This window comes from Modestobacter lapidis, assembly GCF_054780755.1.
Map to the genome: position 1 here is coordinate 1 of NZ_BAAGVS010000008.1, position 12,854 is coordinate 12,854.

Here is a 12,854-nt window from a genome sequence, read left to right on the forward strand (position 1 = left end):
CGGCGCCAAAGCCGTCGTCCTCTACGACTCCCTCATCGAAGAAGACGCCACCCTGCTGGCCATGAGCCTGGTCATGAAGGGCGAAGTACTCCCCACCGCAACCACCTGGTGCGGCATCCCCGCCCAGAAGGTCAACCGCCCACCCACCACACCAGCCCCGGTCGACCGCCACGGCCGGACCCTCCCCACAGCCGACCGGCGATGACCGCCGCCGAACCGCAGGCCACCCCGGCCAGGGCCGCCGCGCTCAGCCACGACTGCGACCCCACTCCCTCGGGGGACGTCGCCGGCACCCCGCCCAGCACCGCCCCGGCCCAGCGGTCCAAGCCCCGGCTGGTCGGTATCGACGCCGCCCGCGGCATCGCGCTGCTGGGCATGGTCGCGGTGCACAACATCGAGGCCACCGATGCCGACGGGACGGCGTCGCTGGCCTGGACGCTGTCGGCGGGCAAGTCCGCGGCGCTGTTCGCCCTGCTCGCCGGGGTCGGCATCGCCTTCGCCAGCGGCGGCCGCCGGCGCCCCACCGGCCGCACCTGGACCGCCAACGCGGCCTCGCTGGCCGTCCGCGGGCTGCTCATCGGCGCGGTCGGGCTCACCATCGGCTACCTGGTGCCCACCGACTACGCCGGGGTGATCCTGCCCTACTACGCGCTGCTGTTCGTGCTGGCCATCCCGCTGCTGGCACTGCCCATCCGCGCCCTGATCGGGCTGGCCGCGGCGATCACGGTTGCGGTGCCGGTGCTCAGCCACGTGCTTCGGCTCGGCACGGAGACGGTGATCGTGCCCAACATGACGTTCACCGACCTGGCCGACCACCCGGTGCAGGCGATCGCGGAACTGGCGCTGACCGGGCAGTACCCGGCGCTGCCCTGGATGGCGTACCTGTGCGTCGGCCTGGCGGTCGGGCGCTCCGTGCTCTCGTCGCGGCGCACCGTCGTGCTGATCACGATCATCGGGGCCGCCCTGGCCGCCGCCTCCACCGCGGTGTCCTGGCTGCTGCTCGACGTGCTCGGCGGCCGCGGCCGGCTCGAGGAGGCCGCGCTGCAGACGATGACGCCCAAGGCCTACGCCGACGTCATGACCTCCGGGTGGAATGGGACGACCGCGACCGACACCTCGTGGTGGCTGGCGACGATGGCCCCGCACTCCAGCACCCCGTTGGACCTGGCGTACACGATCGGCGTGGGGCTCGCCGTGCTGGGCGTCTGCATCCTCATCGGCCGCACCACCACCACCGTGCTCCGGCCGCTGGCCGCCGCCGGCAGCATGACCCTCACCCTCTACTGCGCCCACCTGCTCATGCTCAGCTGGCCGGTCATGCCCGGAAACCTGACCGGCTTCCTGATCCAGACCGCCGTCCTGATCGCCTTCGCCCTGGCCTGGAGCAGAACCCACACCCGCGGCCCGTTCGAGGAGATCGTCGCCCAAGCAGCCGGCGCCGCCCGCCGCAAGGTCCTGGGCGCAGCGCCCGCGAAGGAGCGCAATGGCGCCGGCCGGAGCTGACGCGATGCCGGGGGGCCTGGCACTGGTCTACCGGGGCCCGGCGTCCGTACCGGGCTGCCCGGAGGCCGTCGCCGGTGCGCTGGCACGCAGCCGCTGGAACCTCGACGTCCGCTACGTCGGGCCGAAAGAGACCCTGCAGCTGGGGCCCGAGGTGCTGGCGCGCGCGGTGCTCTACGCCCAGCCCGGCGGCGGCACCCTCAAGCGGGCGTACCGCAAGCTCAAGGGCGACGCGCCCGCGATCCGCGACTTCGTCGGATCCGGCGGCCGCTACCTGGGCTTCTGCCTCGGGGGCTACCTGGCCGGCGAGACCCCCGGGTTCGGCCTGCTACCCGGCGACACCGACCGGTTCATCTCCTCTCCCGGCGCCCGGCCGGACCACGCCGACGACGACGTCGTGACCCTCACCTGGGCCGGGCGCCGCCGGCAGGTGTACTTCCAGGACGGCCCGTGGTTCGACCTGGACGCCGGCCGGGGGCCGGCCGAGATCCTGGCGACCTACGACAACGGCCTGCCCGCGGCGGTGGTCGCCCCCTTCGGCCACGGCGCGGTCGGCGTCGTCGGGCCACATCCCGAAGCGACGGCCGACTGGTACAGCGACAGCGGGCTGCCCGTACCCGCCGACTCCACCGGCGACCTCACCCAGCACCTGCTCGACCGCGTCATGGTCGCCGGCCGGGGCACACCTCGAGCCACTTTCCCGAGCACTTCGTCCCGGACATCCACATCGAGCGGAAAAGGCGGAAACTTCACATGAGCACCGCTACTGATTCCTCAGTCGTCTCGGCTCCCACGCTGACCGGCCTGCCGCCCAACGAGGTCCGTGCGGTCCGGACGGTGGGCGGCACCCGGGTCATGCGGAGGCACGATCCTGCCGGCGACCAGGCCAAGGCCGCCGTGCTGACCGGCGCGCTGCCCTGGCTCCGGGAGTTCCACGGCCGGGTGATCGTCGTGAAGTACGGCGGGCACGCGATGGTCGACCAGGAGTGCCGGGCCGCGTTCGCCGAGGACATGGTCTTCCTGCGCACCTGCGGGATCTACCCCGTCGTGGTGCACGGCGGCGGGCCGCAGATCAGCCGCATGCTGGGCCGGCTCGGCATCGCCAGCGAGTTCCGCGGCGGGCTGCGGGTCACCAGCCCGGAGGCGATCGACGTCGTCCGGATGGTGCTCACCGGCCAGGTCGGGCCGGAGGTGGTCGGGCTGATCAACCAGCACGGTCCACTGGCGGTCGGGCTGTCGGGGGAGGACGGCGGGCTGTTCACCGCTGAACGCACCCACGCCATCGTCGACGGCGAGCCGGTCGACGTCGGCCTGGTCGGCGACGTCGCGATGGTCGACCCGGCCCCGGTGACCGCGCTGATCGAGGCCGGCCACATCCCGGTGGTCGCCACGGTCGCCCCGGACGCCGCGGGCACGGTGCACAACCTCAATGCCGACACCGCCGCCGCCGCGCTCGCCGTGGCGCTGGGGGCGGCGAAGCTCGTCGTCCTGACCGATGTCGAGGGGCTGTACGCCGACTGGCCGAACCGGGAATCCCTCGTCCAGAAGATCGACACCCGGGAGTTGGCCGAGGTCCTGCCCACCTTGCAGGCCGGGATGATCCCGAAGATGGCGGCCTGCCTCCGGGCGGTCGACGGCGGGGTGTCCCGGGCAACGGTGATCGACGGGCGGCTGCCGCATGCACTGCTGCTGGAGACGTTCACCACCGAAGGCACCGGGACGATGGTCCTCCCGGCGGTCGACGCCGCCCAGCCGGCTCCGACCGGGAACAGGGAGGTCGTGCTGGGACACCGCCGGCAGCCTGCCGCCGTTACCGGGCCGTGATCACGCCCGGGAAAATGGCCACACTGAGTGACACCGGGGGCACTCCACGCGAAGCCGGTGCGGGGTGTCGCGGGTGAGCTCCATCCCACCGGGGTAACACTTGGTGACTGATGATCTCCGGCCTTAGCCTCGCCCGAGTGAGCAGCGTCGGTGCGGAGCGAAACGGTCAGTCACTGACCGTGCTCGGCCGGAACTGGCGCCGGCGGCTGGTCACGTGCGCGTTCCTCTTCCTGGGGGCCGGCGTGGTCGCCGCCGCAGCCGCGGACACCGCCGTTGCGCAGGAGGTTTCGTCAGCCGACCGGAGCGCCTCGCTGCCGGCCCCGGTCGACGGACTCGCCGGCGTCCTCACCGACAGTTCCCCCGTTCCGGCCGGCGTCGCGGTCGGCGAGCCCGCAGTTCCGGGATCTTTCGGACCCGTCGACGTCACAGTCGGTGACCCCGAGGCTGTCGGCGAGGGCGTTCCCGTCGATCGCCCGGCGCCCTCGTCTCCCTCCTCCATCGAGCCGCAGCCGGCGCAGCCTCCGGCTCCGGCCCCCGGCGGCGCGCCCGGTCCGGCGGTGGACCCCGGCGCCGACGCCGGCCGACCGGCGCCGAGCGACGCCGGTGATGTCCCCGCGCCGAGTGACGCCCCCGCGGGCGACCCGGCCGCCGAGGACGCAGCTCCCGGGAACGAGACCCCCCAGCTCCCCGACGCCGGCGGGCCGCCGGCCGTTCCGGCGCTGCCCGTGCCGCCGCCCACCCCCGAAGCCCCCGTCGTGGTGGAGCCGGTCGTGGTGGAGCCGGTCGTGGTGGAGCCGGTCGTGGTGGAGCCCGTCGTGGTCGAGGGCCCCGTGGCCGGCCCCGTGGCCGGCGTCGCGGCGGAGCAGGACCCGGTGAAGCAGGACCCGGCGGAGCAGTCGCCGGCCGGCGCCGCCGAGCCGTCCGACGCCGCCGAGCAGCCCGACGCCGCCGCCGACGCCCCGCCGGCGGCCGGTGCGGCCGGGCCCGCCCTCTCCCTCGGGCCCACCACGGCTGACCTCCGCAGCGCGACAGGCCTCCGCAGCGGAACCACCACCGCCGACGAGACGGCCCAGGCCCCGGCCCGGCCGGCCGACGCGGTCGCGCCGTCGGCGCTGTGCGCGGGGCGCGCGGACATCACCACCGCCTCCTCGGTCGCCCGTGTCGCGGTCGGGTCGACCCCGGCCACGCACGCCCGACCGCGCAGCGCCCAGGTCCAGACCGCGACGCCGTCGCGCACCGCGGCCGCTGCCCAGGCCATCGCCTCCGCGCCGGTCCAGGCGCCGGCCCCCGTGCCGGCCCCGCTCGGCCCCACCCCGATGCCCGCGTCGGCACCCGCCGCGCCGGTGTCCGGTGGCGCCTGCCCCACGTCGTCCCAGGCCGGCCCCGGCACGGGTGGCGGCGGTGGCGCGCAGGGTCTCCCGTGGGCGGTGCACCCCCTCGCCGCGGCGTCCAGCGACGCGAACCCCGCGGGCGCCGTCGTCCTGCACACGGTCGCTCCGGTCGTCCTCCGCGCCGCCGTTCCGGGGTCCAGCCCCGGCTGAGCCTGCGGGCTCTCTTCCCGCCTGCCTTCGTGCAGGCACGCCCCGGTGCACGCCGGCCCGGCCCGCTGCGGCCGCTGCGTTGCTGCCCGTCGGCCTGATCGCGGCCGGCCCCTCGTCGGGCCCGTTCCTCGATCCCCCAAGACCTTGACCCGTCTTTCCACCGTGCCGCCCTGTGCACGCCCGAGGAGGGCCCCCCTCGATGTTCCGCTCCGTCCGTGACCGCGGTGCCACCGTGCGCCGCCGCGTCCACCCCGACCGCCCGGTCTTCCTCAACCCCTCCGGGCGGCGCTGGAAGGTCATCCGCGCGCTCCTGCTCACGCTGCTGGCCTTCGCCATCGCCTTCGTCGCGATCGCCATCCCCCGGATCACCACGTCCCCCGCCCTCGAGGGCCGGCCGGCGCTCGACGGGCCGACCGCGGACGAGGTGGGCACCGCCCCCGTCATCGGCGACGGCCCGCTGACCCGCGTCCTCCGGCTGGTCCCGGCCGCCGGCGTCGTCTACGGCCAGGACCCGTTCGACGGCGAGATCCTCGCCGAGCTGTCGCCGCAGGACGTCGACGCGACCGACGGCGCCGAGTACGTCGTCCAGCGCTACGGCTACAGCGCCGCCGCGACCAGGACCATCTCGATGACCTTCGACGACGGGCCCGACCCGTACTGGACCCCGAAGCTGCTCGACCTGCTCAGCGAGTACCAGGTGCCGGCCACGTTCTTCGTGACCGGCGAGCAGATGGCCAAGAACCCCGAGATCATGAAGCGGCTCCTGCGCGAGGGCTTCGCGCTGGGGAACCACACCACCACGCACGTCGACATCAACACCGCGACGGGGTTCCGCCAGGAAGCCGAGCTGGCGCTCGCCGACCGGATCATGCGCGCGCAGACGGGCGAGTACGCCTCCTACTTCCGGCTGCCCTACGAGGGTGACGACGTCGAGTCGATCCAGGGCGACATCCCGGGCATCCTCCGCGCCCAGCAGCTCGGCTACGTGGTGGCCTCGCACGACTTCGACACCCTGGACTGGGCCTACGCCAGCGGCGAGAAGGAGGGGGAGATCCCGCTGCCCGACCTCAGCAGCGGGGAGAACATCACCATGCTGCTGCACGACGGTGGCGGCGCCGACCGGCAGATCACCCTCGACTACGTCGAGAAGCTGATCGGCGAGGCCCGCGAGGCCGGCTACACCTTCCACACGATGGCCCAGGTGAACCCGGACATCGAGGCGGGCACCGGCACCGCCGACGTGACCATCTGGGACCGCACCGCGCTGCACGTGGCCCAGGTGCTGTTCGTCCTGCCCGGCGGTCTGCTGCAGGGCCTGTTCGTCCTCGCCCTGGTCACCATGCTGGGGCTCGGCCTGTTCAACACCGTGCTCGCCCTGGTCCGCGCCTGGGTGGTGCGCCGCCGGACGGCGGCCGCGCCGTCCACCGCCCGGCCGGGTGTGTCGGTGCTGATCGCCGCCTTCAACGAGGAACTGGTGATCACCCGCACCGTCGAGTACGTGCTCGCGTCGAAGTACCCGGTGCGCGAGGTCATCGTGGTCGACGACGGCAGCACCGACGGAACCGCCGCGATGGTGCGCGACCTGGCGGCCCGGGACAGCCGCGTCCGGCTGATCACCCAGGCGAACGCCGGCAAGTGGGCCGCGCTGAACCGTGGCTTCGGGGCCGTGACCCAGCCCTTCGTCGTCACCCTGGACGCCGACACCCTGTTCACCCAGGAGACCGTCGGCCACCTGATGGCCGGCTTCCGCTCCCCGCGGGTCGGCGCCGTCGCCGGGGTGATCAAGGTCGGCAACTACTCGCGCAACGTCATCACCCGGTGGTAGGCGCTGGAGTACATCACCCAGATCGGGGTGGAGCGCTCGGCGTCCGCGCTGCTCAACGCGGTGATGGTCATCCCCGGGGCCTGCGCGGCCTGGCGGAAGAGCGCCGTCCTGCAGGCCGGCGGGTACAGCGACGCCACGCTCGCCGAGGACTGCGACCTGACCCTGATGCTGCACCAGTACGGCTGGCGGGTGGAGCAGGCCGACGACGCGGTGGCCTACACCGAGGCGCCGGAGACGGTGGACGCGCTGCTCAAGCAGCGGGTCCGGTGGATGTTCGGCACCCTCCAGGCGGTCTGGCGGCACCGGAACATGATCCTGCGGCCCCGGTACGGCTGGCTGGGCATGCTGATCATGCCGATGGCGCTGATCACCGTGCTGGTGCCGCTGGTGTTCACCCCGTTCATCTTCATCGTCGTCGCGCAGATGCTGGCCACGCAGGGCCTGGCCCACGTGCTGCTGTACTTCGGCCTGTTCTCCGCGATCTACGGGGTGATGGCCGCGGTGGCGCTGTACCTGATGAAGGAGCGCCCGACGCACCTGCTGATGGTGCCGCTCTACCGGCTCATCTACGAGCCGCTGCGGGCCTACCTGCTCTACGCCTCGCTGGGCACCGCGCTGCGCGGCGTGCGGCTGGGCTGGAACAAGCTGGCCCGCACCGCCCACATGGACGAGGTCGCCACGCAGCCGAACGAGGTCCGGCCGCTCCCGGCCGAGCCGGACGCCGTCCAGCCCGTGGCGGTGCGCGCATGAGCCGGAGATCAGTGGCGCTGTGGGCGGCGGCGGTCGTCGCCGTCCTCGGCGTGGCGGCGGGCATCGTCGTCCTGCGACCGGTCGTCCTCCCCGGCCCGCACACCCTGGTCGCGGCGGCCTGGCTGCCCACGGCCGACCCCCGGGCCGGAGGCTCGCTGCCCCCGGCGCTGGACGCCGGGGTCACCGAGGTGAGCCCGACGCTGGCGTCCTTCACCGCGGACGGCGGGGTGGCGGTGCAGCAGCCGGCTCCGGAGGTGCAGGCGCTGCTGGAGCGCCCGGACGTGCGGGTGATCCCGACCGTGCAGAACTACCTGGACGGTGGCTGGCAGGGCGGCCTGGTGGCCGAGGTGCTCGCCGACCCGGGGAAGGCCGACGCGCACCGCAGGGAGCTCGTCCGGACCGCCGTGCAGCACGAGTGGGACGGGCTGGACATCGACTACGAGGCCCTGCCGCCCACGGCCGGCCCGGTGTTCACCGACTTCCTGGACCAGCTGGCCGACGACCTGCACGCCGAGGGCATGCGGCTGACCGTGGCCGTGCCGGCCCGCGTGAACGACCAGGACGAGTGGGGGCTGGCCTACAGCTACCAGGTGCTCGGGCAGATCGCCGACGAGGTGCGGGTCATGACCTACGACCACTCCTGGTCGACCAGCGAGGCCGGGCCGGTCGCGCCGCTGGAGTGGGTGCGCGGCGTCATCACGTACGCGACGCAGCGGGTGCCGGCGGAGAAGCTGATGCTCGGCCTGGCCACCTACGGCTACGACTGGGTGGGGCAGCAGGGCACGACCCTGCAGGCGACCGACGCCGTGGAGCTGGCCCGCAGGGTCGGCGCCACGCCCGAGTGGGTTCCCCGGTCGGCCAGCTGGACCTTCAGCTACGAACAGGACGGCGTGCAGCACACCGTCTGGTACGAGGACGCCCGCTCGCTGGCTGCCAAGCAGCAGCTGGCGATCGACGCCGAGCTCCGCGGAGTGGCCATCTGGGCCCTCGGCGGCGAGGACCCCGAGCTGTGGACATCAGTGGCCGCGGCCACACGAGGGAGCGCCGCATGAGGACCAGGGACCGCTACATCGACCTGCTGCGGGCGCTCGCCCTCATCCGGGTCGTCACCTTCCACACCTTCGGCTGGGTGTGGCTGCCCGCGATCTTCCCGTCGATCGGCATCATGTTCGCCCTCGGTGGCGCGCTGGTGACGTCGTCGCTGGACCGCGCCGTCAGCTCGCGGGACTTCTGGCGCAAGCGGCTGCGCCGGCTGCTCCCGCCGTTCTGGGTGTTCGGCGCCACGGTCCTGGTGTTCATGCTCGCGGCCGGCTGGACGGCGGGCGACGAGTACGGCACCGCGGACCTCACTTGGCGCAACGCCTGGCTGTGGATCTTCCCGCTGGCCGACCCGCCGGCGTCCGATCTGGGGTCGGACTGGGTGCTGCCGCTGTGGTACATCCGCACGTACCTGTGGTTCCTGCTGATCAGCCCGGCGCTGCTGTGGCTGTTCCGCCGGTGGCCGCTGCGCACGATGGCGGTGCCGGCGCTGGTGCTGCCGCTGATGACCCTCGGGCTGGTCGACTTCCCCGACCCGTACTGGGACATCATCGCCTCGCTGTGCATCTACGGGATCTGCTGGATGCTGGGCTTCGCCCACCACGACGGCAAGATCCGCGACCTCCCGCTGGGCAGCACGATCCTGGCCGGGCTGGCCCTGATGGCCGGCGGGCTGTGGTTCGCGCTGTCCCAGCAGGAGCGGTACGGCTCGTGGAACGTCGACGACAACCCGATGGCCGCGATGCTGTACTTCACCGGCACCGTGCTGATCCTGCTGCGCCTCTACACGCGGATGGACTGGCTCGGCCGGCTGCCCACCCTGGACGCGATCGTCTCGCTGTTCAACAGCCGGGCGATGACGATCTACCTGTGGGGCAACTTCGCGATCTTCCTCGCGCCGTACGTGCTGGCGCGCACCCCGCTGGCCCGGTACCACACCGACGACGGGCAGGGGATGGCGCTGCAGTTCGCCGCGACCTGGGCGCTGATCTTCGTGGCCGTGCTGCTCGTCGGCTGGGTCGAGGACGTCGCCGCCGGCCGCGGGGCCCGGCTGCTGCCCTGGGTCCGGGTCACGCCGGTCGCTGTCCTTCGCGAGCAGCCGGTGCCGGCCGGGGACGGTGCGCGCCCGCAGCGGTCGTTCGTGGCCGAGGGGTCACGGTCGCCGTACGGCAACTTCGTGGTCGACCCCGACCGGGCCGCGCAGGTGGCGATCAGCGGCTCCACCGTCGTCCTCGACGAGCGGCCGGCGGTGCGGGCGAACTTCGTCGTCGACGACGTCACCCCGGAGCAGGCGCAGGCGCTCGCGGGTGCCCGGCCCGGTCGGGAGGACGCGGAGGTCAGCGATCCCGACCCGTCGCCGATCGTTCCGCGCGGCGACGGGGCCACTGCCCGTGCCCTTGCCCGGAAGGGCAGCCCGGGCTCGGACGCGCAGTGAGGTAGGTGCCGGCCGACCGTGGTCGATCAGCGCAGCAGGACGTCCGCCGTCCTGGTGTTGATCACCCGGTCGGCCGGCACTCCGCACTCCACGGCGCGGACGCAGCCGGCGTCCTGCCAGTCGAGCTGGCCGGGGGCGTGGGCGTCGGTGTCGATGGCGAACTCGCAGCCCAGCTCCTCGGCCAGGGTGAGCAGCCGGCGCGGCGGGTCGAGCCGCTCGGGGCGGGAGTTGATCTCCACCGCCGTTCCGTGCTCGACGCAGGCGGTGAAGACGGCCTCGGCGTCGAAGTCGCTCTCCGGCCGGGGCCGCTGGGTGCCGTTGCGTTGCTGCCGGCCGATGACCAGCCGGCCGGTGCAGTGCCCCAGGACGTCGGTGTGCGGGTTGGCGACGGCGGCGAGCATCCGCTCGGTCATCTGCGGGCGGGGCGCGCGGAGCTCGGAGTGCACGCTGGCCACGACGACGTCCAGCCGGCCGAGGAGCTCGTCGGCCTGGTCGAGCGAGCCGTCGACGTTGATGTCGCACTCGATGCCGGTGAGGATCCGGAACGGGGCGAGCTCCTGGTTCAGCGCGGCGACCTCGTCGAGCTGGCGTTCCAGCCGGGCGGCGGTGAGGCCGTTGGCGACGGTGAGCCGGGGGGAGTGGTCGGTGAGGGCCAGGTACTCGTGGCCGATGCCGATCGCGGCCTCGGCCATGTCCCGGATGGGGCTGCCGCCGTCGGACCAGTCGGAGTGGGCGTGCAGGTCGCCCTTGAGCGCGGCACGCAGCGCGGCGGCGTCGTCGGCGAGCGGGGCCAGCTCCGCGTACTGCTCCTCGAGCGCCTGCAGGTAGGCCGGGACCTCGCCGCGGTGCGCCTCGAGGACGACGGCGGCGGTCTTGGTGCCGATGCCCTTGAGGTCCTTGAGCGTTCGAGTGCGCACCCGCCGGTCGAGTTCGGCGTCGTCCAGGGCGGCGACGACGGTGGCCGCCGTCCGGAAGGCCTGCACCCGGTACGACGGCTCGCGGGCGCGCTCCAGGAGGAAGGCGATCCTCCGGAGCGCGCCGGCGGGCGGCAGCGGTGCGGTGCTCATCGTGCTGGGGTCAGTGCGTGACCCTCTTGACCTGCTTGGCGGCCCTCTTCTGGGCCTTCGCGGCCTTCTTGGAGGCGCGCTCGTAGCTGGCCTCGGCCGCGGCGGCGGCCCGGCCGGCGGTCTTGCGGGTCAACCAGCCGACCGACGGCCGGCCCTCGGTGTCGACGGCGGCGATGAGCAGGCCGCCCAGCATGCTGGTGTTCTTCGCGAAGTTGGCGGACTGGCCGAAGCGCTCCTTCGGGTCCTCGTGCTCCCAGAAGCGGTGGCCGGCCAGCGTCGTGGGAACGAGGGAGGTGGCCAGGGCCAGGGCGGAGAAGCGCGGGAACCTGCCGAGGGCCAGCAGGGCGCCGGCGCCGACCTGCAGGCCCGCGTTGATCTTGACCCACTGCTCGACGTCCCTGGGTACCTGGACGGGCAGCTGCTTGTCGGCGACCTCGGTGAGCTGTTCGACGATGGGGGTGGCGCCGGGCACGCGGCTCTGCGGGTTCCGGAGGGTTTGGATGCCTCCGTAGATGAACGACGACGCGAGCAACGGCCGGGCGATCCGGCGGACCAACATGGGAGACCTCTTCCATCGGGTGCGTCAGCAGCACGTGCACTGCCCGGGCGTGTGCCGGGGCAACCTCTGCCTTCGGACCGTAGTGAGGTACCGCGCTTCCCGCCTGGTCAAGCGGGGTCGTTGCCGGCTGTCTCCGGGGTGGCGGTCAGCGGGAGGGGACGGTGCGGTGGCGGCCGAGCACGTCGTCGACGGTGAGGTCGGCCGGCAAGCCGGCGAGGTGGTCGGTGAGCGGTGCGCGTCGCTCGGCGATCCGGATGGCGCCGCCCAGGAGGAGAGCAGCCCCCATCGCGACGACGAGCCAGGTAACGGCGAGCACCACGACGATCACTCCCTGTTTCTAACGTGGACCGCTTGGTCCGCTGGCCCTCTTACCCGGGCAGATGCTGACGAAGCATCGGCCGTTTCGTTGGTCGCGTTGGACTCGATGGCGACCAGTGGTGCGGGCGGTGCCGGATGCGTCCGGAGGGGCGGGAGTGCGGCGTCCGGAGCGAAGAGCTGACGAGGGAATCGCGGTTTCGGGGCGGTCAGTCGTAAGGGTTGGTCAACACGGTGCGGGCCTGGAGGACGGCGAACGTGGCGGGCGGGCCGTCGGTGGTCGTGGTGCCCGGGACGTCGGCGGACGCGCCCCCGTCGACCGAGTACGTGCCGCCCCAGGTGGTGGTGAGGGAGGCGGTGTACGTGCCGGCCCGGTAGTCGTGCGTGATCGTCTCGTTCGGATGGGGCGCGCCGGGGTCGGGGGTGGTGAGGGTGGTGCCGTCACCGGTGTGCCAGGCGAACTCGACGGCCCGGGCCTGGATGTCGACCTCGAAGCCGCGGATGTCGACGGTGAAGGTCTGGGTGGTCGGGCTGTCGGTGAAGAAGATGACCGGGAGGCCGACCAGGCCGTTGCCCGGCGGCTGCTGCCGGGTGGTCAACTGGGGGAGCGGGAGGGTCTGGAAGAAGCGGAACACCTCGTCCGGGGACGGCGGAGGGTTGAGGTCCGTGACGTCGACGCAGGCAGTTGCGACTGTCGCCCAAGCGCCATAGCCGCTCCCGGGCGGCAATCCGGGTTCAGGCGTGATGCCGTCGACTGCTGTGCCATCTGGCTGAACGAGTCTTTGTCTCTGCACGACGTAGCGGTTGATGATCCGACCACCTATTGAGGGACACGCGACCACTCCGGGCGTACAAGCGCCAAGGGCTTCGTCGTCCACTTGGCAAGGCGTGCGAAGACGCCAACTGTAGATTGCGATCGGGGTTTGGATGTTCGAGGCGACGTATATGCCGCTGTCGATCGGTCCGATAACGCTGCTCGCCGCTACGAACGCTTGTCCAC

11 protein-coding genes and 1 pseudogene are annotated in these 12,854 nt (G+C 73.0%); 8 read left to right on the forward strand and 4 right to left on the reverse strand.

Features of this window, described 5'->3' with window-relative positions:
- The 8 genes and pseudogenes from ACYVG5_RS10725 to ACYVG5_RS10760 all read left to right on the forward strand — a co-directional run.
- Positions 1–205, forward strand: a 205-nt coding sequence (locus tag ACYVG5_RS10725; RefSeq protein ID WP_460683168.1) for a hypothetical protein, incomplete at its 5' end; no start/stop codon positions are given.
- Positions 202–1,503: a heparan-alpha-glucosaminide N-acetyltransferase domain-containing protein gene (locus ACYVG5_RS10730; protein ID WP_222047565.1), complete on the forward strand. Its 1,302-nt coding sequence runs from the start codon at positions 202–204 to the stop codon at positions 1,501–1,503. The genes ACYVG5_RS10725 and ACYVG5_RS10730, both read left to right, overlap by 4 nt.
- Before the next feature lie 4 nt (positions 1,504–1,507).
- The gene (locus ACYVG5_RS10735) at positions 1,508–2,257 is read left to right on the forward strand and encodes a BPL-N domain-containing protein (protein WP_222047563.1); all 750 of its coding nucleotides are present in this window, start codon (positions 1,508–1,510) and stop codon (positions 2,255–2,257) included.
- The gene (gene argB, locus ACYVG5_RS10740) at positions 2,254–3,324 is read left to right on the forward strand and encodes an acetylglutamate kinase (protein ID WP_222047560.1); all 1,071 of its coding nucleotides are present in this window, start codon (positions 2,254–2,256) and stop codon (positions 3,322–3,324) included. The genes ACYVG5_RS10735 and argB overlap by 4 nt, the downstream gene beginning before the upstream one ends.
- A gap of 137 nt (positions 3,325–3,461) precedes the next feature.
- Entirely contained in the window at positions 3,462–4,865 is a 1,404-nt protein-coding gene (locus tag ACYVG5_RS10745) for a hypothetical protein (protein ID WP_222047557.1), read from the forward strand.
- Positions 4,866–5,064: 199 nt separating this feature from the next.
- Positions 5,065–7,440, forward strand: a pseudogene (locus ACYVG5_RS10750) (bifunctional polysaccharide deacetylase/glycosyltransferase family 2 protein).
- Complete coding sequence (locus ACYVG5_RS10755) at positions 7,437–8,492, forward strand: glycosyl hydrolase family 18 protein (protein WP_222047551.1); 1,056 nt, start codon at positions 7,437–7,439, stop codon at positions 8,490–8,492. Before ACYVG5_RS10750 ends, ACYVG5_RS10755 begins: the two are co-directional and overlap by 4 nt.
- Positions 8,489–9,913: an acyltransferase family protein gene (locus ACYVG5_RS10760; protein WP_222047548.1), complete on the forward strand. Its 1,425-nt coding sequence runs from the start codon at positions 8,489–8,491 to the stop codon at positions 9,911–9,913. The genes ACYVG5_RS10755 and ACYVG5_RS10760 overlap by 4 nt, the downstream gene beginning before the upstream one ends.
- A gap of 26 nt (positions 9,914–9,939) precedes the next feature.
- Here ACYVG5_RS10760 and ACYVG5_RS10765 read toward each other — a convergent pair whose 3' ends face one another.
- The 4 genes from ACYVG5_RS10765 to ACYVG5_RS10780 all read right to left on the reverse strand — a co-directional run bounded on the left by ACYVG5_RS10765 (position 9,940) and on the right by ACYVG5_RS10780 (position 12,489).
- Positions 9,940–10,980 (reverse strand): PHP domain-containing protein, encoded by a 1,041-nt coding sequence (locus tag ACYVG5_RS10765; protein WP_222047545.1) that lies wholly within the window; start codon positions 10,978–10,980, stop codon positions 9,940–9,942.
- A gap of 10 nt (positions 10,981–10,990) precedes the next feature.
- Positions 10,991–11,539, reverse strand: a complete 549-nt coding sequence (locus ACYVG5_RS10770) for a DoxX family protein (protein ID WP_222047542.1) — start codon at positions 11,537–11,539, stop codon at positions 10,991–10,993.
- Positions 11,540–11,684: 145 nt separating this feature from the next.
- Complete coding sequence (locus ACYVG5_RS10775) at positions 11,685–11,867, reverse strand: hypothetical protein (RefSeq protein WP_222047539.1); 183 nt, start codon at positions 11,865–11,867, stop codon at positions 11,685–11,687.
- A 196-nt stretch (positions 11,868–12,063) separates the two neighbouring features.
- Entirely contained in the window at positions 12,064–12,489 is a 426-nt protein-coding gene (locus tag ACYVG5_RS10780; protein WP_246629976.1) for a hypothetical protein, read from the reverse strand.
- Between the last annotated feature and the right edge of the window lie 365 nt (positions 12,490–12,854).